Raw genomic sequence first — 23,398 nt, 5'->3', positions numbered from 1 at the left:
ACGCCGCGAGTAATCAGCCCGCGTCCGCGACGCGCGCTGCGATCGCCGCGCCGACTTCGGCAGTCGACGCGCGGCCGCCGAGGTCGCCCGTGTGCGGACCGTCCTTCAGCACCTCCGTGATCGCCGCGACAATCGCGTCGTGCGCGTCGCGTTCGACACCGGTGCTGTGGCCGAGGAAGTCGAGCATCATCGCGGCCGACCAGATCATCGCGACTGGATTGGCGATGCCGCGACCGGCGATGTCGGGCGCCGAGCCGTGCACCGGCTCGAATAGCGACGGGAAACGCCGGTCGGGATTCAGATTGCCCGACGGCGCGATGCCGATCGTCCCGGTGCAGGCCGGACCCAGATCGGACAGGATGTCGCCAAACAGATTGGACGCGACCACCACGTCGAAGCGGTCCGGGTTCAGCACGAAGCGCGCGCACAGAATGTCGATGTGTTGACGGTCCATCTTCACGTCCGGGTAGCGGGCGGCCATTTCGTCGGCGCGCGCGTCCCACCACGGCATGCTGATCGCGATCCCGTTGCTCTTGGTCGCCACCGTGATCTTCTTCGCGCGACGCTGCGCGAGATCGAATGCGAACTTCATCACACGCTCGGTGCCGTGGCGCGTGAAGATCGACTGCTGCATCACGACTTCGCGCTCAGTGCCCTCGAACATCGTGCCGCCCACCGACGAGTATTCGCCTTCGGTGTTCTCGCGCACGATCATGAAGTCGATGTCGCCCGGCTTGCGGTTCGCGAGCGGGCAGGGCACGCCTTCGAACAGGCGAGCGGGGCGCAGGTTCACGTACTGGTCGAATTCACGGCGGAACTTGAGAAGCGAACCCCACAGCGAGATATGGTCGGGCACCTTGTCGGGCCAGCCGACCGCACCGAACAGGATTGCGTCGCAATCCTGAAGTTGTTCCTTCCAGTTGTCGGGCATCATCTGGCCGTGCTGCGCGTAGTAGTCGCACGACGCCCATTCGATCCGGCGGTAGTCGATGCCGATGTCGAAGCGTTTGCACGCGGCGTCCAGCACGCGCAGACCTTCGGGCATCACTTCGGTGCCGATGCCGTCGCCGGGAATCACAGCGATGCGATATTTGCGGGTCATACGTATCTCTCCTTGCCGTCTTCGCGCGCGGTCTTCTGACTGCACGGGTCCGGCGAAATGGTTGCGTCCGGTTGTCGGGTTGCGCGTGGTGTTACGTGTTGTCGCCTGATGTCAGTAGCCGCGCGTCCGGTCGATCAGGCCATTCATCGGCTCGCCCGCGCGAAAGCGGCGCAGGTTTTCCAGCACCGCATCGACCGCCGATTCGGGCCGCGTCGCGCTCGCGATATGCGGCGTGATGCGCACGCGCGGCTGTGTCCACAACGGATGGTCCGGGGGCAGCGGCTCGGGATCGGTGACGTCGAGCACGGCACTGTGAATCTGGCCGCGTTCGAGCGCGTCGAGCAGATCGTCACCGACCAGTTGCGGTCCGCGCCCGACGTGAACCAGCGACGCGCCGCGCGGCAGCGTGTCGAACACCTGGCGGCCCAGCAGCCCGCGTGTTGCATCGGTCAGTGGCAGCAGGCAGATCAGCACGTCGGTGCGCGCGAGAAACGTCGCCAGTCCGGCCTCGCCCGCATAACAGTCGATCCCGGCGATCTCGTGCTGCGAGCGGCTCCAGCCCGCGCACGCGAATCCGAAAAGCCGCAAGCGTTCGAGCACCGCGGTGCCGAGCATGCCGAGCCCGAGCACGCCGATCCGGCGCGACGCGGCGGCGCGCAACGGCATCGGCTGCCAGGCGCGCGCCTGCTGCTGCAAGTGGTAATCGAACAGATCGCGGTGAATCGTCAACACGGCTTGCGTGACGTATTCGACCATGCCGTCGACGATGCCCGGCTCGACCATCCGCACCACCGGCAGATGCGCGGGAATCTGCGAGAGATCGAGTTGATCGACGCCCGCGCCGACCGAAAACACGATCTCCAGGTTGGGCAGCGTGACGGCGAGATCGCCCGGTTGCCACGCGACCAGAAAACGCACGGACGCGGGGTCGCCGATATCCGGCCAGACCCGGAACGGCATCTCGGGCGCGAGCTGCGCGAAGCGCTCGGCCCACAGTGCGCCGCGCACCGGGTCGGCTTTGTAGAGGACGGTCATCGCCGCTTACGCCATCGCCTGATTGACGATGCCGTACGCGCGCCAGGTCGCGTCCGGGGCGGCTTCGCGCAAGTCGGCGGACGCGTTGCGCACCATCTTGTCGACGGAATCGACGCGTGCCAGGCCGAGCCCGGACAGCCAGTCGTTGATCCCCGCATCGCCCGGTACGTCGATCCGCACGAAATCGCCTTCGTGCTGCGCGAGCCAGTACGAAATCAATGCGCGGGCGCGCAGGTCGTCGGACGAACGCTGCGTGACCACCGGTCCAATCGCGTAGCCGCGTCCAAATGGACGGAACAGCGAGAAGCCGAGTACTTCGCCGTCGCGTTCGAGCACCACGCCTTGTGCGAATGCAAGCAGCGCCGGAATCGTCGCGCTGCGGTCGAAACCGCTTGCGCGCGATGCGAGTTCGATCAGCGTGGGCAGGTCTTCCGGCGTTGCCGCACGCAGATGCTCGCCGGGCGGCGGCGGGACTGCGGCCACGCTGCCGGGCGTGCCCTGATGCTGGGTGAGGCCGCCGCAGGTCACGAAGCCGAGCTTTTCGTACAGCGGCTTGCCTGCGACGGTGGCATGCAGGAAGGTCACGCGATTGCCCAGTTCTTCGAGCACCAGTTCCATCAGCTTGCGGCCGATGCCACGGCCCTGTTCATCCGGCGACACGATGACGAGGCCGAGCGTGCCGCGGTCCGCGCCGAATTTCCAGCACAGTGCCGTGCCGATCACGGCGCCGTTGTCTTCGGCGACGAAGCCCGTGCCTGCGTCGTGCATGAAGCGCCAGTCGTCGGCGCGATGCGGCCAGCGCACGGCAACAGAAAGGCCGTGCGCGGCCGCGATGTCGGCGGACGTGAAACGGCGGTAGCTGGGTGATGTCTTCACAGATGATTCGGACACTGCAAACTCCTGCTTGTCGGCATGATCGTGCCTAGACTGTCGCATTCCCGGTGCCCGCTTCATAGGACGATCTTTTTGTCATTCGCGATCGTCGGCAGTCGGCGGGCTTGCATCTCGGGAGTGCGAGGCGGCCCGCATCGGGCGGGTATTTTTGACGTTCACCGCAACAATGATGAATTCAATATAATGATGATAATTCATGCGGGTGTTCATTGCAGCAACGCGGCGGCCTCCGCCGTTTTGGGTGCAACCGGTCCACACCCGGCACAACAACAGTAGCGGCGGCGCGTAGCGGGCCGTCCGCCCCGTCATCAACAGGAAACACATGCAGCGAACAGAGTCTGTCAAGAAGCGCGCGGTCGACCTGAGTCACGGCGACGTCGGCGGCCGTCTGCGGGCGCTGCGCGTCGCGCAAGGGCTGTCGGTCAACGAGCTGGCGACGCGCGCGGGCGTGTCGGTCGGCACCGTCAGTCAGGTCGAGCGCAACAAGGCGAATCCGTCGGTACGGATTCTCGAGCGCCTGCGCCAGGCTCTGGGGGTTCCGCTCACCGCGCTCCTCGAAGAAGACGACGCGGTGTCCGACCCGTTCACCGGCGATTTCGTGCGCAAGGCGGCCGAGCGGCCGTTGTTCGAAGTCGGCAAGAACGGCATGCAGAAGGAATTGCTGTCGCCGCACGGCGACCACGATCTGCAGATGATGATCATCATGCTGCCGGCCGGTTCGGGATCCGAAGAAGTGCTGGTCGGCATCGGCGAAAAGGCGGGGCTGGTGCTGGAAGGCACGGTCGTGCTGAATGTCGGCGACCGGCGCTCGGAACTGCGCACAGGCGACAGCTTCCAGTTCAAGAGCACGGTGCCCCACAGCGTGCGCAATGAAAGCAGCAAGACTGCGCGTTTGCTGTGGATCATGAACACGCAGCCGCCCGTTATTCATCTTTGATCTCTACGTCGTTTTAGAGCCGCGTGCCGGTGGCCGGCGGCTCTATCTTCCTTCTCTCCCTCGCTTTCCTCTGATGCGTCGCGCCCAGATCACCCGGGTTATCACTGACGTCTACCTTTTTCTTTCCGCTGTTCATTTTTGCGCTGCACGATCAGGTCGATCCCGTGCTGGCCGTTGCTCTCCAGCGCCATAGCCGGTTGGACTTGCGGCCTATTCCGGCCGCTCATGCAGCGCCCCCGCGAGGGCGCGCGGCCTGTCGCACTGCACCACGAATTTTTCGCAAACTTTTATTTTTGATCACTGGCAATTCATTTTGTGTTCATTAAAATGAATTTCATTCGATGTTCGTTCATTCGGCGGTTGCGATGGCGAACGGCAGCACCGGGTGGAGTCGTGGCGCAGTGGGCTCAGCGTACGCGGCGCCGCACAGTTGAACCTACTGATCAGGCCGGACATGTCTACACCGTCACTCGATTTCGATCCTTCAGCCGTGCCGTTGCCGCAAGGGCATTTCATTGGCGGTACGTACTATTCGGCGGGCGAACCTCAGATCGCCGTTCATCGGCCGTCGGATGGCGCGCTGCTAGGCCATGTGCCCGATGCCTCCGAAGCAACCGTCGATTACGCGGTCAGCAATGCGCTGATCGCCTGGAAGACGAGTGGCTGGGGCACGCGCTCGCCGCGTGAACGGGCCAAAGTGCTGAGCCGCTGGGCCGATCTGATCGATCGCGACGCCGTGAGTCTCGCGCAACTCGAAACCGTCAGTTCGACGCGCCCGGTGGCGGAAAGCTATGCGTCGGACGTGCCGTTCACAGCCGAGGCGATCCGCTTTTTCGCGGAACTCGCCGACAAACTCGGCGGCGACATCGCCGCCACGCGCCGCGACAGTCTCGGTTTCATCACGTCGGAGCCTTACGGCGTGATCGGTGCAATCACGCCGTGGAATTTCCCGCTGTCGATGTGTTCGTGGAAATGCGGCCCCGCGCTGGCGGCCGGCAACGCGGTCGTGATGAAGCCATCGGAGATGACGCCTTTTTCCACGCTGCGTCTCGCCGAACTCGCGATCGAAGCCGGCATGCCGCCCGGCATCTTCAATGTAGTGAACGGCCGTGGCGCCACCACTGGTGCGGCGCTGACGCGTCACCCCGGCATCTCGAAGATGAGCTTCACTGGCTCGACCCGCACCGGCGCCGCGATCATGAGCGATGCGGCGATGCACGGCACCAAGCCCGTCACGCTCGAACTCGGCGGCAAGAGCCCGCAACTGGTGTTCGAGCACGTGCGGGACCTCGACTACACGGCAGCCTGCATCGCTCGCGGCTTCACGTCCAACGGCGGCCAGGCGTGTGTGGCCGGTACGCGGCTGATCGTGCACAAGCGCATTGCCGAACCGCTGATCGAGGCGATTCAACGGCAATTGCAGCCGATCCAACCGGGCCCGCTATGGGACAGCCGCACCGCCTATTCGCCGATCATCAGCCCCGCGCAGGCGCGGCGCATCGAAGCGCTGGTGGATCAGAGCCGCGAGAGTGGCGCGGAAGTGATCTTCGGCGGCGGCTTTTTCGAAGGAACCGGCGAAGGGTATTTTCATCGTCCGACGCTGCTCGCCAATGTGAATGGGACGACGCCCGCCGTACGCGAGGAACTGTTCGGCCCGGTGTTGACCGTGCAGACATTCGACGACGAAGAAGAGGGCATCACGCTCGCCGCGCATCCGGTCTATGGGCTGGCGGCGGGTGTTCATAGCAGCGACATCGGCCAGGCGTTGCGCGCGATGCGGCGCATCGCGGCGGGCACCATCTGGATCAACCGTTATGGCCGCAGCGGCGACATGATCATTCCGACCGGCGGCTTCGGCCAGTCCGGCATCGGCAAGGATCTCGGCCGCGAGGCGATGGTCGCCAGCATGCGGCACAAGAGTGTGCTGATCGATTTCGAAACACTGTGAAGCACTGCGTTACACCGGATTCACGCAAGCAACCTCACTGACTCAACCCGAAACTGAACCCCGAACCTGCAGCCAGGTTCGCCCCGACGACAGGATGACGACCATGATCGATTTCGAGCCGAAGTACATCACTTTCGACTGCTACGGCACGCTGACCAACTTCCAGATGGGCCAGAGCGCGCGCGCGCTGTACGGCGACAAGCTGGATAAGGCGAAGCTGGAAGAATTCGTCGAGTTCTTTCGCGGCTACCGCCTCGACGAAGTGCTGGGTGCATGGAAGCCGTATCGCGACGTGGTCGTGAATTCGGTGCGCCGCACCTGCGAACGCACGGGCGTGCCGTTCGACGAAGCGACCGCGCTGAAGATCTACGAAGCGGTGCCGAGCTGGGGCCCGCACGCCGACGTGCCGGAAGGGCTGTCGCGCCTGGCGTCGAAGTACAAGCTGGTGATCCTGTCGAACGCGTCGGACGACCAGATCCAGAGCAACGTCGACAAGCTCGGCGCGCCGTTCCACAAGGTCTACACCGCGCAGCAGGCGCAGGCGTACAAGCCGCTGCAGAAAGCCTTCGAATACATGTTCTCGCAGCTGGACTGCAATCCGGAAGACGTGCTGCATGTGTCGTCGAGCTTCCGTTACGACCTGATGACCGCGTACGACATGGGCATCAAACACAAGGCGTTCGTCAATCGCAGCCACGAGCCGCTGAATCCGTATTACGGCGTCAACGAAGTCTCGGGCATTCCGCAACTGGCATCGTTGCTCGGCCTCTGATCCACCGGCCAGGCCTGTTCACCCCATCGCTCTGCGCGCGCCGCCGCCGGCGGCGCAATCAACCGACAGGATCGCATCACGATGAAGCTCGACTCGTACTGGCTCGACACGGCGCCACGCTTTACGAACGCCGCCCAGGGTCCGCTCCCGCAGCGGGTGGACGTTGCCGTGGTCGGCGGCGGTTTCACGGGACTGTCGGCGGCGCTGGAGCTGGCGAAGCGCGGCATGTCGGTGGTCGTGTTCGAAGCAGAGCGGCTCGCGGGCCAGGCGTCGGGCCGTAACGGCGGCCACTGCAACACGGGGGTCGCCCAGGACTATGCGGCGTTATCGGCGCGCATCGGCAGCGAGCGCGCGGCGGAGTTCTACCTGGCCTACGCGGGCGCGGTCGACACGGTCAGGACGATCATCGCCGATGAGCAGATCGACTGCGACCTGCGTCACTCCGGCAAGATCAAGCTGGCCGCGAAGCCGCAGCATTTCGCTTCGCTCGCGAAGTCGTACGACGTATTGCGGCGCGAAGTCGATCCCGATGTCGAACTCGTGCCGCCTGAACGGATTCGCGACGAGATCGGCTCGGACGGATTTTTCGGCGGCCTCGTACAGAAGAACGGCATGCAGATGCACATGGGCAAATTCGGCGTGGGCCTGGGCGAAGCGGCGGCACGCCGTGGCGCGCAGATCTACGAGAACATGCCCGTCACGAATCTGAAGCCGCTCGGCGGCAACGCGTTCGAGGTGACATGCGGGCTCGGCACGCTGCGCGCCGAACGCGTGCTGATCGCGACCGGAACGTCGCAGGTCGGTCCGCTGCAATGGTTTCGCCGCCGGATCGCGCCGGTGGGCAGCTTCATCGTCGCCACCGCGCCGCTCGGCAAGGCGCGTCTCGATGCGCTGTTGCCCACGCGCCGCTCGTATGTGACCACGCTGAATATCGGCAACTATTTTCGCGCGACGCCCGACGAGCGTCTGCTGTTCGGCGGCCGCGCTCGCTTCGCGATGTCGAATCCGCGCTCCGACGAAAAAAGCGGGCGGATTCTGCGCGACGCTCTCGCGCGCTATTTCCCGCAACTCGCCGATGTAGGTATCGACTATTGCTGGGGCGGTCTCGTCGACATGACGGCCGACCGCCTGCCGCGCGCGGGTCAGCATGAAGGACTGTTCTATTCAATGGGCTACAGCGGCCACGGTGTGCAGATGTCGGTGCACATGGGTCGTCTGATGGCCGACGTGATGTTCGGCGCCGCCTCGCGCAATCCGTGGCGAACGCTCGAATGGCCCGCGATTCCAGGGCATTTTGGACGCGCGTGGTTTTTGCCGCTGGTCGGCGCGTATTACCGGTTGCAGGATGTGCTGCATTAAATGAATTCGGCGAGCCCGGCCGGCATCCGGCAGGGCAGCGCGCAGATTGAAAATCACTAATCCCAGAGGTCAACCCATGTTGCGTTTCAAGTTCGAACCTGCTTCCGCCGTCCGCTTCAACACCATGCAACGCCTGGCTGTCGGCGCGGGCCTTGCGATGACGATGATGTTCGGCGCCGCACACGCAGCCGAAACCGCCACGCTCACCGCCGGCTCGCCGCCGTCGAGCGCGCCGACCACGTTCATGAACGTGAAGACGCAGCAGATCGAAGGCCTGATGCCCGATGTCGTGAAAGAGATCGGCAAGCGCGAGGGCTTCAACGTGTCGTACGACGCGGTGCCGTTCTCGGCGCTGATCCAGTCGGTGATCTCCGGGAAGATCGACATCATCGTGGCGGGCATGACGCCGACGCCCAAGCGCGCCGAAGTGGTCGATTTCTCGCAACCCGTCACGGCGTTCGGCGAAGGCATCATCGTCAAGGATTCGAACAAGGCCGTCTATCACACGGTGCAGGACATGAAGGGCATGACAGTCGGCGCGCCGACCGGCACCGATTACGGCGACCAGTTGAAGAAGCTCGGCATCTTCACTGAAGTGAAGATGTATGACAGCCCTGCCGACATGACGCGCGATGTTGCGCTCGGCCGTATCGTCGCGGGCTTCAACGACTATCCGATCCTGAAGGCTCAGGAATCGGCGGGCGCAATGGCCGGCACGCGGGTCGAAGACGCGTATGTGCCGATGGAAAAATTCGACATCGCGATCGCCGTGAAGAAGGGCAACAGTGCGCTGATGGCGAAGATCAACGACGCGCTGACGAAGATGAAAGCCGACGGCTCGCTCAACGCGATCCTGAAGAAGTGGCATCTCACGAGCTGATGCGGTTCTCGTGAGGCGTGGCGCGCCCGCGGCAAAGCGGGCGCCGCCCGGCAATGTCCGCCGCCTGAATGCGGCGGACTGAACGAATACAAAGAGCAATGGAAGGCACCACATGCACTGGCACGATGTAGTCGACTTTGTACCGATTCTGCTTCAAGGCGCGATGATGAGCCTTGTCATCACGGTGGGCTGTCTGCTGCTGAGCACCGTGCTCGGGCTGACCTGGGCGTTGTTGAAGATGTCGCGTTATCCGCTCGTGGTACGCGGCGTGAGCACGATGATCAACGTCGTGCGCGGTCTGCCGATGATCGTGCTGCTGTTCTACATCTACTTCGTGTTGCCGGAAATCCATATTCAGGTGTCGGCGTTGCAGGCGAGCATTATCGGACTGGGTTTCGGCTACTCGACTTACGTCGCGGAAATTTTCCGTTCGGGTATCGAGGCGGTCGATCCGGGCCAGTACGAAGCCGCGCAGTCGATCGGCATGGGCCGCGTGAAAACGATGGTGCGGGTGATCCTGCCGCAAGCCATCAAGGTCGCGCTGCCGCCGTACAGCAACACGCTCGTGATGATGCTCAAGGATTCGTCGCTGGCATCGACCATCACGGTCGCGGAAATGACGCGTGAAGGGCAATTGATCGCGGCATCGACGTTCCAGAATCTGACGGTTTATACACTTGTCGCGATCGGCTATCTCGCGATGAGCCTGCCGCTGATGAGCATGACACGCTCGCTCGAACGGCGTTTCGGTCGGCACAAGGCCAGATAAGTGCGAAGTGAGGATGCAATGATCGAAATCACGAATGTGCACAAGAGTTTTGGCGCCGTACCGGTGCTCAAGGGCATTTCGCTCAACGTCCGCCAGGGCGAGGTGGTGTGCCTGATCGGTGCGTCGGGCTCGGGCAAGTCGACGCTGCTACGCTGCATTAACGCGCTCGAATCGTACGACGAAGGCGAGATTCATCTGCTCGGCCAGCGCGTCGAACAGCGCGCACGCAACATCAACCAGTTGCGCACCCAGGTCGGCATGGTGTTTCAGCGCTTCAATCTGTTTCCGCACCGCACCGCGCTCGAAAACGTGATGGAAGGGCCGGTGCACGTCAAGCGGCTGTCGCGTGCCGATGCGCAGCGCGAGGCTTCCGAACTGCTCGTCAAGGTGGGGCTCGGCCACAAGCTGCATGCGTATCCGCATCAGTTGTCGGGCGGGCAGCAGCAGCGGGTGGCGATTGCGCGGTCGCTGGCGATGAAGCCGAAGGCGATCCTGTTCGACGAGCCGACCTCGGCGCTCGACCCGGAACTGGTCGGCGAAGTGCTCGGCGTGATGCGCACGCTGGCACGCGAAGGCATGACGATGCTGGTGGTCACGCACGAAATGGGTTTCGCGCGCGAAGTCGCGGACCGCGTGTGCTTCCTGCATGCGGGGCTGATCATCGAGGAGGGCACGGCGCAGCAGGTGCTGGGTTCGCCGCGCGAGGCTCGCACCCGCGAATTCCTGCGCCACGTGCTGACCAATCACAGCAACGATCACGCGACGCCCGGTGGCGTGGCGCCTGACGGTGTGGCGGGAGCCGTGGCATGAGCGGCAGATTCATCCGCGTAGGCGAGACGGCTCGCGCCAGAGTCGAGCTGACGATCGACGGTGTGACGGTCGACGCGCTGGCCGGCGACACGCTGCTCACGGCGATGCTGTGCTCGGTGCGGCAGGTTCGGCAATCCGAATTCGGCGATGAAAAGCGCGCCGGCTTCTGTCTGATGGGCGCGTGCCAGGACTGCTGGGTATGGACGGCAGACGGCGGGCGGCTGCGCGCCTGCACCACCGTGGTCGAACCAGGCATGCGCGTCGTCACGACGCAACCGGAGGCGCAATGGGCGAACCTCGCATCGTAATCGTCGGCGCAGGGCCTGCGGGTGTGCGCTGCGCGGAAACGTTGATGGCGGCCGGCATCCGTCCGGTTCTCGTCGACGAAGGCAGACGCGACGGCGGGCAGATCTATCGGCGTCAGCCCGAGGGCTTCACGCGGCCGTACGCGAAGCTGTACGGCACCGAAGCCGCGCGGGCCGAAGACCTTCACCGGAGCTTCGAACGGCTGCGTCCGCGAATCGATTACCGTCCGCAGACGCTCGCGTGGAACGTCGCGCAAGGCAAGCTGCATATCGTGCATGAAGGACACGCGAGCGCGCTGGGCTACGACGCGCTGATCCTGTGCCCCGGCGCGACCGACCGGTTGATGCCGGTCAAAGGCTGGCAGTTCGCGGGCACCTACAGCCTCGGCGCCGCGCAGATCGCGCTGAAGTCGCAGGCGTGTGCGATCGGTCGCCAGGTTGTGTTCATGGGCACCGGACCGCTGCTGTACCTGGTCGCGAACCAGTATGTGCAGGCCGGCGCGAAAGTCGCCGCGGTGCTCGATACGTCGAAGACCGGCGCGCGCTTGCGCGCGCTGCCGAAACTGCTAGCGCGGGTCGATGTATTGCTGAAGGGCCGCACGCTCGTCGCTGCGTTGAAGCGCTCAGGCGTGCGGGTCGAAAACGGCATCGAGCCGCTCGAGATTCTTGGCAATCCGCAGGACGGCGTGCTCGGCGTACGCTTTCGCGACGCGCGCGGCAAGCTCGCGCAGATCGATTGCGACGCGGTCGGACTCGGCTATCACTTGCGACCCGAAACCCAGCTCGCGGATCTCGCGCGCTGCGCGTTCCGCTTCGATCCGCCCACGCGCCAATGGGTGCCGCAGATCGACGAACTCGGCCGCAGCAGCGAAAAAGGCGTCTATATCGCGGGCGACGGCGCGCGCGTGCTCGGCGCGGACGGCGCCGAAGTCGCCGGACGGCTTGCAGCCTACGCGGCGCTGAGCGATCTGGGACACACGGTGCCCGCCGCGACGCTCGACGCGTTGGGCCGCGAACAGCGCAAGATGGACCGCTTCCGGCTCGGTCTCGCCGAGGCGTTTGCGTGGCCAGCTGCGCAGGCCGCACGTCTGCCGGACGACACGATCGTGTGCCGCTGCGAAGGCATCACAGCGGGCGAACTGCGCCGCGTGGTGCGCGACGAAGGCGCGCAGGAAGCGAATCGCGCGAAAGCATTCAGCCGGGTCGGCATGGGGCGCTGTCAGGGACGTTACTGCGGCCATGCAGGCGCCGAGGTGATCGCGGCGGCAGCGAACGTGCCGCTCGAACAGGTCGGCAGATTGCGCGGGCAGGCGCCCGTCAAACCGCTGTCCATTGCGACTGTGGAGGATGTCGAATGAGCGCGAACCGCGTACAGGCCGATGTTCTGATCGTGGGCGGCGGCTTCATGGGTGCGTCCGCCGCCTTCTTCCTGAGGCAGCGGGGCCGCTCGGTGATCCTGCTCGAACGCCAGCTCGTCGGTCAACAGGCGAGCGGCACCAACTTCGGCAACGTGCGCCGTCAGGGACGTTTCCTGCCGCAGTTGCCGCTGGCGAACCGGTCGCGCGACATCTGGGGCCGTCTGCCGGAACTGATCCAGCACGACGCCGAGTTTCTGATGTCCGGCCATGTGCGCGTCTGTTATCGCGACGAGCAGGCCGACCAGTTCGAAACCTACGCGAAGGAGGCTGCCCACTACGGTCTCCAGCTGGACCTGCTGCGCGGCGACGCACTGCGGGCACGCTTTCCCTTTCTCGGCCCCGACGTGCTGGCGGGCTCGTATTCGCAGATGGACGGGCACGCGAATCCGCGTCTCGCGGCCCCTGCGTTTGCGCGCGCGGCGGCGCGGCTCGGTGCGCAGATCGTCGAGAACTGCGACGTCGTGACCGTCGAAAAGGAAGGGGCCGAGTTTCGCGCGACGAGCGCCGACGGCCGCACGTTCCATGCACCGGTGCTGCTGATTACGGCGGGCGCGTGGGGCAATCTGCTGTCGGAACAGTTCGGCGAGGGCGTGCCGATTGCGGTCAACGGTCCGCAGATGGCCGTGACCGAACCGGTTCCGTACGCGATCCAACCGGTGGTCGGCGTATCGTCGCCGCAGATCGAAGAGGTGGTGTACTTCCGGCAGGTCGCGCGCGGCAATATCGTGATCGGCGGTTGCGCGCGTGCGCCCGCGTTTCTCGACGAACGCCGCGCCAAGGTGCTGCCGCACAGCACCCTGCTGCAGTTCAGCCAGGCGCAGCGGGTCGCGCCGATGCTGCGCAATCTGAACATCATCCGGGTGTGGAGCGGCGTCGAAGGTTACCTGCCCGACGACAAGCCGATCATGGGCGCGAGCGGCACGACCAGCGGCCTGTTCTATGCGTTCGGTTTCTGCGGTCATGGTTTCCAGCTCGGGCCCGGGGTCGGCGACACGATGGCCGAGCTGATCGACACGGGCGCCACCAGCACGCCGCTCGAACCGTTCGACATCCGCCGCTTCGCGGTTGAGCGGGAGGCGTCGCCAGCGGTGCCGCCCACCTCGCGACGCGTTGCGTGAACGGAGCGCCGGATGCTGAGCCTGAGCCCGATCTCGTCTTCATCCCCGTCCTCGTCTGCCGTGGCCGCGCCGGAGCTTGCGGGCGCGAGCCGCCATAGCGCGCAGAAAACGGATCGCGTGAGTCGCGCGGTGCAGCGCGCGCTCGACTTCATCGACGCATGTTTCGCCGATCCGATCAGTCTGTCGGAACTCGCGGGCGTCGCGCAATTGAGCATTTCGAGGTTTGCGGTGCGCTTCAGCGCCGAGATCGGCGTGTCGCCGCAGCAGTATGTGCGGCTGGTGCGGGTTCGGCATGCACAGCGCCTGTTACGGCGCGGCCTGCCGCCGTCGATCGTCGCGACCGAGGTCGGCTTCTTCGATCAAAGCCATTTGTGCCGGCACTTCAAACGCGTGCTCGGCAGAACGCCGGGTGAGTGGCTGAGCGCCAACGGCTGAGTTCCGGCAACTGACTGCCGATTACCGAACGCCGGTTGGCTGATTCGCCGATTTTCCGATTGGACAAATGGAAAGGCCACCGGCATGACGCCGGTGGCCTCGAATGGTTTCGCGTTTTTCTCGTGCCGCCGCCATGCGCGCCCGGCACCACGCGCTCTTCATTGATGCTGTTGCGAGAACAGCGCTTCAAGCGGGTATTCGGATTTCACGAACGGCGTCTTGATGATGACGTAGCTGAAATACTTTTCGATGCCGATATCGCGCTCCAGCAATCCTTCGATCACGCTCTGATAGTGATTGACGCTGCGTGTGACGAACTTCAGCAGGTAATCGTAGCCGCCGCTCGCGAGATGGCATTCGACGATCTCGTCCACCGGACGGATCGCCGCCTCGAACTTGGCGAAGTCTTCGCGGCGATGGTCGGCAAGCGTGACTTCGGTGAAGACGATCTGCACGTCACCGAGTTTTTGCAGCTGGATATGCGCGCCGTAGCCGACGATGTAGCCGGCCTTTTCGAGTCGCTTGACGCGGATCAGACAGGGGCTCGGCGAGAGCCCCACGGCGTCCGCAAGCTCGACGTTCGTGATCCGGCCTTTCTTCTGAAGTTGCGAAAGTATCCGCAGATCGATCCTGTCCAGCTTGGTGTCGCCGCTTGTCGTCATGTATCGGTCTGCCCGTCGAAGTGTCTGCTTTTCGCTTCGTCGCACGACGCCTGAGTGAGGCGCTGCGCAGGCCGATGTTATCACGCGCTCAGGCGGCCGCGCGGCTCGCTCCGCGCAATGCCGCACGCACTTCCGCTTCGTCCAGCACTTCGTCGAGCGTGCGCCGCAGACGGCTGAACATCTGCTCGAATTCGGCCTCGCCGAAGCACAATGCCGGCGCGAAACCGAGAATGCTGTCGCCGAATGCGCGGAACACGAGACGGTTGCGGTACGCGGCGGCGGCGATCCGGTCCGGCAGCTTGAGCGTCGGCTCGAAGCGCGCGCGCGAATCCTTGTCGGCGACCAGCTCCAGCGCGCCGAGCAGACCGCGATGGCGCGAGTCGCCCACGAGCGGATGATCGAGCAGTGCATCGAGTCCGGCCGCAAAGCGCGGTGCCTGCGCATTGCCGTTCGCGAGCAGGCCGCCTTCCTGATAAAGACGCAGGACTTCGAGCCCGATCGCGGCGCTGACCGGATGCGCCGAGTAAGTCTGGCCATGACCGACGATCGCGGTATCGCGCGCATCGCCGGCAATGCCCTGGTAGATTTCGTCGGACATCAGCACGGCGCCCATCGGCGCGTAGCCCGAGGTCAGCCCCTTGGCGACCGTCATCAGATCCGGCTCGACCTGTTCCGCCTCGCAGGCGAACAGCGGACCGGTGCGGCCGAAGCCGGTGATGACTTCGTCGGCGACGAACAGGATGTCCAGACGCCGGCACGCGTCGCGCATGGCCTTCAGCCAGCCGGCCGGCGGCACGATCACGCCGCCCGATCCCTGAATCGGTTCGCAGAAGAACGCCGCGACGTTCTCTGCACCCAGCGCTGCTACTTTCGCTTCGAGCGCCGCGACGGACGATGCGATCAGCGCCTGCGCGTCGCCGCCTTGCGGCTGACGGTACGCATACGGCGACGGCAGATGATGCTGGGTCGGCAGCGGCAGGTCGAAGTTGCGGTGGAACGCGGGCAGCGCGGTGAGCCCCGCGCCGACCGACGACGAGCCGTGATAACCGCGTTCGAGTGCGATCATCTGCTTCTTCGACGGACGGCCGGTCGCGTTGAAGTAATGCGTGATGAAGCGGATCGCGGAGTCGACTGCATCGGAGCCGCCGAGCGTGAAATACACGTGCTGCAGCGACGCGGGAGCGAGCGCGACCAGCTTTTCGGCGAGTTCGATTGCAGGTTCCGACGAGAAGTGGAAGTAGGTGGTCGCGTACGGCAGCTTGGTCATCTGACGCATGGCCGCGTCGACGATGCTCTGCTGGCCGTAACCCACGTTCACGCACCACAGGCCGGAAAACGCGTCGAGCAGCTCGTTGCCGTCGATGTCGCGCAGATACGCGCCCTGTCCGGATTCGAGTACGGTGGCGCCGCGTGCTTCGTGCGCGCGGTAGTTAATGACCGGATGAATCAGATGCTTGCGGTCGGCGTCGATAAGCGATGAATTTGACATGTTGGTATTCCCGGCACGTTTCGGTCAGTGAGACTCACCCCCTGATGGTAGCGACAGGCGGATGCGTGCCGTTCCGCCAAAAAAAAGCCGAAAGAGTGTGCGCGCAGCGTTTTGCACCTCACAGACAGCATTTTCTGCTGCGCGTGCTTAATAGCGTCAGGAAGACGGGCGCGTCGATGCCGTCCCGGCGGGATTGGCGGGTCGAGGAGCGCAGCGGCATGGCGGGCTGATCGACGGTTGGTGAAGTCCTGGGCGCTTGGAAGCCCAAAGCCCGGCGCTTCAGGCAAGCGACTGCGTGATCACCGCATACTGATGCAGCCCGCCGTCAACGCGACCGGCTTCTGTATTGCGTGTATCGCGCGGTGTCGACCCGAGCCGCTGCATCTTCACCACCGTCTCCGAGCGGACGATTCCAAGTCCGCTCAGCCATGTCCGCAAGCCGTGTCCATGCGGTACGTCGATACGAACCAGCGCACCTTCGTTCAGCGCCAGCCAATGGCGGATCAGCGCCTTCGCATGCACCGCGTCGGGCGTGTCGCCCGCGATCACCGGGCCGATCATGAAGCCGCGTCCGAAGCGGCGAAACAGCGAGAAGCCGAGCAGTTCGCCGTCGCGATCGAGCGCGATGCCGTCGGCCAGATCGAGCAGTGGCGGCAGCACCTCGCTCCGGTCGAGACCGCTCGCGCGCGAAGCAAGCGCGACGAACTGCGCCGCATCGCTTGCGCCGAGCGGACGTAGCCGCTCATTGGCAGGCAGCGCGACGAGCGGCGGACGAAACGCCGCGCCCTGCATCTGATCGAGTTCACCGCAGGCTACAAAGCCGAACGCGTCGCACAACGGCCGCCCGGACTCGGTCGAGTACAGCGTGATGTCGCGTTCGCCGAGTTCGTCGAGCGCGCGCGTGAGCAACGCGCGGCCGATGCCCGCGCCGCGATGCTCCGGTGAAACGAGCAGCATCCCGAGCGTCGCGTGATCGGCGCCGAACTTCCAGCCGATCACGGTGCCGACCAGCGCACCCGCCACCTCGGCGACGAAGCCGATGCCGGTGCGCGCCGAGAAGCGCCATTCTTCCCGCCGATGCGGCCAGCCAATCGCGGCGGACAGCCGTTGCGCAGCGGGGATGTCGTCGGCGCTCAGGCGTCGGCAGGTGAAAGGTGCGTGAGTGCGTGGGTCGGACACGGGGCGCTCCGTCGAATAGTCGGCCGTGCCGCGACTGTTGCACGTTGCCACGCGGATGAATAGTACGAATTTCTTATCGTGGTGCATCGCGCCCAAAGAAGCGCGGCGCGTGCATGTCCCTGGGGCCTGCGACGCGAATGCGCCGTCAAGTGTTGCAGATCGCGTGCGTCATGCTGAATCCGGCCATTTTGTCGGTGCAATCTGCGGTGCGCCCGCTCGTACGATGGTGTTCATGCAGCGGCGCCCGGGTTCAAACCGGCAGCGCGGCGCCGGGCAGGCATCAGGGTCTACGCCAGGCGCGGCAAATCATGCTGTTTGGACCACGCAAAACCGCGTTTTCGAATGGTCGGGTCCACGCATACGCGATCAACGGCATTTTTTGCAGTGCTTAAATCGATTCATGCAGTCACATCGCGCCGCGACCAGCACGCGGTGCGCCGTCGAACACCAATGCTGGATATCCCGCGTTCAATCTCGAGTGAGGAGCAGTTCGCATGTACGACGACGAAATCAAAACGGGCGGTTTTAGCCGCCGTGACATGATGCGTTTGCTGGCCGCCGGCGGCATGCTCGCCACCGGCGCGGGAGGCCTGCTGTTGGGGGCGAGTCCGGCACTCGCCGCGCCCGTGCCGAAGAAGGGCGGCAAGATCCGGGTCGCCTACGACGCATCGTCGACCGCTGACACGCTCGACCCGGCCAAGGGTTCGGCAGGCTCCGATTACATCCGCTTCTTCATGTTTTACAGCGGCCTGACGCAACTCGACGCGTCGCTGACGCCGAAGATGAATCTCGCGGAATCGGTGGACAGCAGCGACGCGAAGGTGTGGGTGATCAAGCTGCGCAAAGGCGTGACCTTTCACGACGGCAAGTCGCTCGCGCCCGCCGATGTCGTCTACTCGCTGATGCGTCACAAGAATCCGGCGACGGCGTCGAAGGTGAAGACGCTCGCCGACCAGTTCGTCGACGCGAAGCAAACCGGTCCGAACGAAGTCACGCTGACGCTCACGTCGGCCAACGCCGATCTGCCCGTGATTCTCGCCACGCCGCAATTCGTGATCGTCAAGGACGGCACCACCGATTTCACGACCGCAGTCGGCACAGGCCCGTACAAGGTGAAGACGTTCAAGCCGGGCATCTCGACGGTGGGCGTGCGCAACGACAGTTTCTGGAAGACCGGCGGCGGCCCCTATCTGGACCAGATCGAACTGATCGGTATCGGCGACGATGCGGCGCGCGTGAACGCGCTGCTGTCCGGCGACGTTCATCTGATCAATTCGGTCGATCCGCGCGCGACCCAGCGCATTTCCGCGACGCCCGGCTATGAAGTGCGCGAGACCAAGTCGGGCCTCTATACCGATCTGATCATGCGCCGCGACAATCCGCTGTCGGGCAACCCCGATTTCGTGCAGGGGATGAAGTATCTGTTCGACCGCGACCAGGTGCGCACCGCGGTATTTCGCGGCTATGCGGTGATCGGCAACGATCAGCCGATTCCGCCCGGACACCGCTACTTCAACGCGTCGCTGCCGCAGCGCCCGTACGACCCGGATAAGGCGAAGTTCCACTTCCAGAAGGCGGGGGCGATCGGCACCACACTGCCGCCGGTTTACGCCACGACCGACGCGAACGGCTCGGTGGAAATGGGCGTGCTGCTGCAGCAGGCCGGCGCGAAGATCGGCGTGAACCTGAACATCAACCGGGTGCCGGCGGACGGCTACTGGTCGAATCACTGGATGAAGCATCCGCTCGGCTTCGGCAGCGTCAATCCGCGCTCCAGCGCCGACGTGCTGTTCACGCAATTCTTCAAGTCGGATGCACCGTGGAACGAGTCGGGCTGGAACAGCCCGAAGTTCGACCAGCTGCTGGTCGCCGCCCGCTCGGAAACCGACGACGCAAAGCGCAAGCAGATGTACGGCGATATGCAGGTGCTGGTCTCGGAGCAGGGCGGGATCGGCATTCCGACCTTCCTGAGCCTGCTCGACGCAAACGACAAGCATCTGCAAGGGCTCGCACCCGTGCCGACCGGCGCGATGATGGGCTTCAACTTCGCCGAGTACGTGTGGTGGAACGCGTAACACGCACCAGCGCGTGCGCGCGCTGCTGGCAGTCGTAACGGGTCTGGGCGGCACGGCGCGGAGTTCCCGCGCCGTGCCCCGGAGCCTACCGAGGAGGTCTCGCCAATGAACGGGAATATCGCCCAGTTGATCGGCCGGCGCGTCGCGGTCACCGCGCTGACGTTGCTGATTGTCTCGATCATCATCTTCGTGATCACCAATCTGTTGCCGGGCGATGCCGCGCAGGCCGCGCTCGGCCAGGCGGCGACCGCGGAAACGGTCGCGGCTCTCCGCCAGCAGTTCGGCCTCGATCAGCCCGCTTATCTGCGCTACTTTCATTGGCTGATCGGGCTGCTGCACGCGAATTTCGGCGTGTCGCTGTCGAATAATCTGCCCGTGACCGATCTGATCGAAGGCCGCTTGCCGAAGTCGTTGACGCTGGCCGCGATCACCACCGCCGTGTCGGTGCCGATCGCGGTGTCGGCGGGCATTCTTGCGGCGGTAAGGCGCGATTCGCTGATCGACCGGATCGTGAGTCTCGGCACACTCTCGCTGGTCGCTACGCCCGAGTTCCTGATTGCGACGCTCGCGGTGCTGGTGCTGGCCGTCAAGCTGCACTGGTTGTCGGCGCTGTCGTATAGCGGCGAGATCGACAGCCTGCACGATTTTCTGCGCGCCTATGCGATGCCGGTTGTCACGCTATGTGCGGTCGTGATTGCGCAGATGGCGCGCATGACGCGCGCAGCGGTGATCGAGCAACTCAGTTCGTCGTATGTGGAAATGGCGATGCTCAAGGGAGCGAGCCCCGCCCGCGTCGTGCTGCGCCATGCGCTGCCGAATGCGATCGGCCCGATCGCCAACGCGATTGCGCTCAGCCTGTCGTATCTGCTCGGCGGGGTGATCGTCGTCGAAACCATCTTCAACTATCCAGGCCTCGCCAGCCTGATGGTCGACGCGGTGAGCAACCGCGACTTCCCGCTCGTACAGGCCTGCACGCTGCTGTTCTGTCTCGGCTATCTGCTGCTCGTGCTGCTAGCCGACCTGTGCGCCATCATCTCGAACCCGAGGCTGCGGACATGAGTATTCTTCGACCTGCTTCCCAATCGCCTCAATCGCCCCGTTCTCCTCACCGGCTCGGCGCGCTCGAACCGGTGCAGCGCAGCAGCATGTTGCCGCAAGGTGCCGAGCCGGGCCGCTCGTGGGGCGGCGGCAACAGTCCGGCGCCGCAGCCGGTACGCCGCCGCAGCCTCGCGCAGCGGATGAACCTCTCGACCGGCGGCTGGATCGGCTTCGTCATGGTGAGTTGCGCGCTGTTCGTGGCGGCGTTCGCGCCGTGGATCGCGCCGCATCCGGTCGGCGCGATCGTCACCACCGACGTCTTCGCGAGTTTCAGCGCGAAGCTGCCGCTCGGCTCCGACTACCTGGGCCGCGACATGTTGACCCGCATCATCTACGGGATGCGGCTGACGGTCGTGCTGGCGCTCGCGGCAGCACTGCTGGCGGCGCTCACGGGAACGATCCTGGGGCTGCTCGCCGCGGTGGCGGGCCGCCGTATCGACGAAACCATGAGCCGGCTGCTCGATGCCGTCACGTCGATTCCGTCGAAGATGTTCGCGCTGATGATCGTGGCCGCGTTCGGTTCGTCGCTGCCGCTGCTGATCGTGACGGCGGCCGTGAGCTACATGCCGGGTTCGTACCGGATCGCCCGCTCGCTCGCGGTCAATATCAGCACGCTCGAATACGTGCAGGTTGCGCGGGCGCGCGGCGAGAGCGCGCTCTACATCGCGTGCTTCGAGATGCTGCCGAACATGCTCCACCCGATGCTCGCCGACACCGGCCTGCGCTTCACCTTCGTCGTGCTGCTGCTGAGCAGCCTGAGCTTTCTCGGGCTGGGTGTGCAGCCGCCATATGCCGATCTTGGTTCGCTGGTGCGCGAGAACATCGCGGGACTCGGCGAAGGCGTGCCGGTCGTGATCCTGCCCGCGATCGCCATTGCGGTGCTCACGGTCGGCGTGAACCTGCTGATCGACGGCCTGCCGCGGCGCGGTCGCCGCAAAAACGCGGCCGATGCCGACGGAGGTCATTGATGAAAGCTCATCTTTTCAGACGGGCTCATGCAGCCTTGACGGCCATCTCGGGAGCCGCGCCGTTGCCGTCGTCAAATCTCGTCGAGGTGCGCGGCTTGCGCGTGGTCGGCAGCCGTCCGGGCGAAGCGGATACGACGATCGTCGATGGCATCGACTTCGAGATTGCGCGCGGTGAGGTGCTCGCGCTGATCGGCGAGTCGGGCTCGGGCAAGACCACCATCGCGTTGTCGCTGATGGGCCACGCCCGCAGCGGCTGCCGGATCGCAGGCGGCGCGATCCGGGTAGGCGATACCGACGTGCTCGGCCTGTCGCCGAAAGGGCTGGCGGGAATCCGCGGCCGCAAGGTGGCTTACATCGCGCAGAGCGCGGCGGCGTCGTTCAACCCGGCGCGCACGATCATGGACCAGGTGATCGAGAGCGCGCTGATTCATGGCACGCTCGGCAAACGCGCCGCCCAGGCGAAAGCGGTCGAACTGTTCCGCGCGCTCGCGCTGCCGGAACCGGAGACGATTGGCCGGCGCTACCCGCATCAGGTGTCGGGCGGGCAGTTGCAGCGGCTGATGGCGGCGATGGCGCTGATTACCGATCCTGAACTCGTGATCCTCGACGAACCGACCACGGCGCTCGACGTCACCACGCAAATCGATGTGCTGCAGGCGTTCCGCCGCGTGATCCGCCAGTACGGGATGACCGCGGTCTACGTGTCGCACGATCTGGCGGTGGTCGCGCAGATGGCGGATCGCATCGTCGTACTGAGCAACGGCGAAATTCGCGAAACGGGCCGCACGGAGCAGATTCTGCATGCGCCGGCACATCCTTATACGCAAAGCCTGATCGCCGCGGTGACGCCGGTTGCGCCTGCGGCGTCGGCGAGTGGCGAACCTGCTGCCGCAAAGTTTGAGACAGAAACACCGGCACAGCCCGCGACCGCACCGCTGCTCGAACTGCGTCGTTTGACTGCGGGCTACGGCGGCACTAACGCGAAGGGCTGGCCGAACAAGGTCATTCTGAACGACGTCGGTCTCGTGATCGGCCGGGGTCAGACGGTGGGGGTGATCGGCGAATCCGGCTCCGGCAAGACGACGCTCGCGAAGGTGATCGCCGGGCTCGTTCCGATGGCGCGCGGCAGTCTCCTACTCGACGGCAAACCGCTAGCCGCCGATCTGCGCCGCCGCAGCCGCGAGCAGTTTCGCTGCATCCAGATCGTGTTCCAGAACGCCGATACCGCGCTCAATCCGACTCACACGGTCGAGCGCACGCTGGCGCGTCCGCTGAAGTTTTATCACGGTATGAAGGGCGAGGCCGCGCGTCGCCGCGTCGCCGAACTGCTCGGACTGGTGCGGCTTCCTGCCGAACTGGCGCAGCGGCGCACCGGCGAGTTGTCGGGCGGTCAGAAGCAGCGCGTGAATCTCGCGCGGGCGCTCGCCGCCGAGCCGAAGCTGATTCTTTGCGACGAAGTCACGTCCGCGCTCGATACGGTGGTCGGCGCGGCGATTCTCGACCTGCTGCGCGATCTGCAGAAGAAGCTTGGCGTGTCGTATCTGTTCATTACGCACGACATCGCCAAGGTGCGCGCGATCAGCGACGACATCGTCGTGCTGTACGCCGGGCATCGCGTCGAAACGGGTAATCGGGACGCGTTGTCGGCACCGCCGTATCACCCGTATTCGCATCTGCTGGTGTCGTCCGCGCCGGAATTGCGCGCCGGCTGGCTCGAGGAAGCGGACGAGCGCTGCCATCAGACGCTGCCGCCGATCGGCGAATCGACCCACGAACCGGAGCTGTGCACGTTTCTCGCGCGCTGTCCGATGCGTATGGACGGCGTCTGCAATCGGACCGCGCCGGCCGAGCGCACGCTGGCGAGCGGCGCGCAGGTGCTGTGCCATCGCAGCGAAGCGGAACTGGAGCAATTCCAGAACGTGCCGCCCGACGACGCAGCCGCCGCGGTGCTCGCGCAGACCGCTGCGCTGCGGGTCTGATGTTGAATTCACGCTAGCGCTGGCGCTAACGCGGGTCGGTGAAACGCGTGCGTGCCTGTGCGCGGCGGGTCCGAATCGAGGTTTCTGTTCAAGCTTCCGCGGCGATATGCAGCGGGGCGCGGTGCGTCTCGTCCGATGCACGCAGGTGCCGGACATTTTGCGAGGA

Annotated in this window: 22 protein-coding genes; 15 read left to right on the top strand and 7 right to left on the bottom strand. The window is 65.0% G+C overall.

Annotated elements, in window-relative coordinates:
- Positions 1-13 precede the first annotated feature (13 nt).
- The 4 genes from BLS41_RS32060 to BLS41_RS40030 all read right to left on the bottom strand — a co-directional run bounded on the left by BLS41_RS32060 (position 14) and on the right by BLS41_RS40030 (position 3,229).
- Positions 14-1,102, bottom strand: a complete 1,089-nt coding sequence (locus BLS41_RS32060) for a tartrate dehydrogenase (protein ID WP_074771702.1) — start codon at positions 1,100-1,102, stop codon at positions 14-16.
- Between the two features lie 111 nt (positions 1,103-1,213).
- Positions 1,214-2,137, bottom strand: a complete 924-nt coding sequence (locus BLS41_RS32055; RefSeq protein WP_074771701.1) for a 2-hydroxyacid dehydrogenase — start codon at positions 2,135-2,137, stop codon at positions 1,214-1,216.
- Positions 2,138-2,143: 6 nt separating this feature from the next.
- Complete coding sequence (locus BLS41_RS32050) at positions 2,144-3,028, bottom strand: GNAT family N-acetyltransferase (protein ID WP_074771700.1); 885 nt, start codon at positions 3,026-3,028, stop codon at positions 2,144-2,146.
- A gap of 78 nt (positions 3,029-3,106) precedes the next feature.
- Positions 3,107-3,229 (bottom strand): hypothetical protein, encoded by a 123-nt coding sequence (locus tag BLS41_RS40030; protein WP_290439541.1) that lies wholly within the window; start codon positions 3,227-3,229, stop codon positions 3,107-3,109.
- Between the two features lie 124 nt (positions 3,230-3,353).
- Here BLS41_RS40030 and BLS41_RS32045 point away from each other — a divergent pair, with 124 nt between their 5' ends.
- The 11 genes from BLS41_RS32045 (at position 3,354) to BLS41_RS31995 (ending at position 13,782) form a co-directional block, all read left to right on the top strand.
- Positions 3,354-3,968 (top strand): helix-turn-helix domain-containing protein, encoded by a 615-nt coding sequence (locus BLS41_RS32045; RefSeq protein WP_074771699.1) that lies wholly within the window; start codon positions 3,354-3,356, stop codon positions 3,966-3,968.
- Between the two features lie 454 nt (positions 3,969-4,422).
- Positions 4,423-5,916, top strand: coding sequence for an aldehyde dehydrogenase family protein (locus BLS41_RS32040; protein ID WP_074771698.1), 1,494 nt, complete (start codon positions 4,423-4,425; stop codon positions 5,914-5,916).
- A gap of 103 nt (positions 5,917-6,019) precedes the next feature.
- Positions 6,020-6,688: a haloacid dehalogenase type II gene (locus BLS41_RS32035; protein WP_074773274.1), complete on the top strand. Its 669-nt coding sequence runs from the start codon at positions 6,020-6,022 to the stop codon at positions 6,686-6,688.
- Positions 6,689-6,769: 81 nt separating this feature from the next.
- Positions 6,770-8,047, top strand: coding sequence for an NAD(P)/FAD-dependent oxidoreductase (locus BLS41_RS32030; RefSeq protein ID WP_074771697.1), 1,278 nt, complete (start codon positions 6,770-6,772; stop codon positions 8,045-8,047).
- 76 nt (positions 8,048-8,123) lie between these two features.
- Entirely contained in the window at positions 8,124-8,927 is an 804-nt protein-coding gene (locus BLS41_RS32025) for an ABC transporter substrate-binding protein (RefSeq protein ID WP_083380191.1), read from the top strand.
- A gap of 112 nt (positions 8,928-9,039) precedes the next feature.
- The gene (locus BLS41_RS32020) at positions 9,040-9,696 is read left to right on the top strand and encodes an amino acid ABC transporter permease (RefSeq protein WP_074771696.1); all 657 of its coding nucleotides are present in this window, start codon (positions 9,040-9,042) and stop codon (positions 9,694-9,696) included.
- 18 nt (positions 9,697-9,714) lie between these two features.
- A complete protein-coding gene (locus BLS41_RS32015; protein ID WP_074771695.1) occupies positions 9,715-10,506 on the top strand; it encodes an amino acid ABC transporter ATP-binding protein in 792 nt (263 codons plus the stop codon).
- The gene (locus tag BLS41_RS32010; RefSeq protein WP_074771694.1) at positions 10,503-10,814 is read left to right on the top strand and encodes a (2Fe-2S)-binding protein; all 312 of its coding nucleotides are present in this window, start codon (positions 10,503-10,505) and stop codon (positions 10,812-10,814) included. The genes BLS41_RS32015 and BLS41_RS32010 overlap by 4 nt, the downstream gene beginning before the upstream one ends.
- Positions 10,793-12,169: an FAD/NAD(P)-dependent oxidoreductase gene (locus tag BLS41_RS32005; RefSeq protein WP_074771693.1), complete on the top strand. Its 1,377-nt coding sequence runs from the start codon at positions 10,793-10,795 to the stop codon at positions 12,167-12,169. The genes BLS41_RS32010 and BLS41_RS32005 overlap by 22 nt, the downstream gene beginning before the upstream one ends.
- The gene (locus BLS41_RS32000) at positions 12,166-13,347 is read left to right on the top strand and encodes an NAD(P)/FAD-dependent oxidoreductase (protein ID WP_074771692.1); all 1,182 of its coding nucleotides are present in this window, start codon (positions 12,166-12,168) and stop codon (positions 13,345-13,347) included. The genes BLS41_RS32005 and BLS41_RS32000 overlap by 4 nt, the downstream gene beginning before the upstream one ends.
- Positions 13,348-13,359: 12 nt before the next feature.
- On the top strand, positions 13,360-13,782 hold the full coding sequence (locus BLS41_RS31995) for a helix-turn-helix domain-containing protein (RefSeq protein WP_074771691.1): 423 nt from the start codon (positions 13,360-13,362) through the stop codon (positions 13,780-13,782).
- 158 nt (positions 13,783-13,940) lie between these two features.
- Here BLS41_RS31995 and BLS41_RS31990 read toward each other — a convergent pair whose 3' ends face one another.
- The 3 genes from BLS41_RS31990 to BLS41_RS31980 form a co-directional block, all read right to left on the bottom strand.
- Entirely contained in the window at positions 13,941-14,444 is a 504-nt protein-coding gene (locus BLS41_RS31990) for an Lrp/AsnC family transcriptional regulator (RefSeq protein WP_074771690.1), read from the bottom strand.
- 88 nt (positions 14,445-14,532) lie between these two features.
- A complete protein-coding gene (locus BLS41_RS31985) occupies positions 14,533-15,933 on the bottom strand; it encodes an aspartate aminotransferase family protein (protein WP_074771689.1) in 1,401 nt (466 codons plus the stop codon).
- 279 nt (positions 15,934-16,212) lie between these two features.
- Positions 16,213-17,112, bottom strand: coding sequence for a GNAT family N-acetyltransferase (locus BLS41_RS31980; protein ID WP_074773268.1), 900 nt, complete (start codon positions 17,110-17,112; stop codon positions 16,213-16,215).
- Between the two features lie 494 nt (positions 17,113-17,606).
- Between BLS41_RS31980 and BLS41_RS31970 the strand changes: the two genes are divergently transcribed.
- The 4 genes from BLS41_RS31970 (at position 17,607) to BLS41_RS31955 (ending at position 23,232) form a co-directional block, all read left to right on the top strand.
- Positions 17,607-19,187, top strand: a complete 1,581-nt coding sequence (locus BLS41_RS31970) for an ABC transporter substrate-binding protein (RefSeq protein WP_074771687.1) — start codon at positions 17,607-17,609, stop codon at positions 19,185-19,187.
- Positions 19,188-19,292: 105 nt separating this feature from the next.
- A complete protein-coding gene (locus BLS41_RS31965; RefSeq protein WP_074771686.1) occupies positions 19,293-20,246 on the top strand; it encodes an ABC transporter permease in 954 nt (317 codons plus the stop codon).
- Positions 20,243-21,253: an ABC transporter permease gene (locus BLS41_RS31960; RefSeq protein WP_074771685.1), complete on the top strand. Its 1,011-nt coding sequence runs from the start codon at positions 20,243-20,245 to the stop codon at positions 21,251-21,253. Before BLS41_RS31965 ends, BLS41_RS31960 begins: the two co-directional genes overlap by 4 nt.
- Positions 21,253-23,232: an ABC transporter ATP-binding protein gene (locus tag BLS41_RS31955; protein WP_074771684.1), complete on the top strand. Its 1,980-nt coding sequence runs from the start codon at positions 21,253-21,255 to the stop codon at positions 23,230-23,232. The genes BLS41_RS31960 and BLS41_RS31955 overlap by 1 nt, the downstream gene beginning before the upstream one ends.
- Positions 23,233-23,398 lie beyond the last annotated feature (166 nt).

This window comes from Paraburkholderia fungorum (assembly GCF_900099835.1).
In the GTDB taxonomy this organism is placed as follows: Bacteria; Pseudomonadota; Gammaproteobacteria; order Burkholderiales; family Burkholderiaceae; genus Paraburkholderia; species Paraburkholderia fungorum_A.
This window is presented reverse-complemented; position numbering and strand designations above follow the sequence as displayed.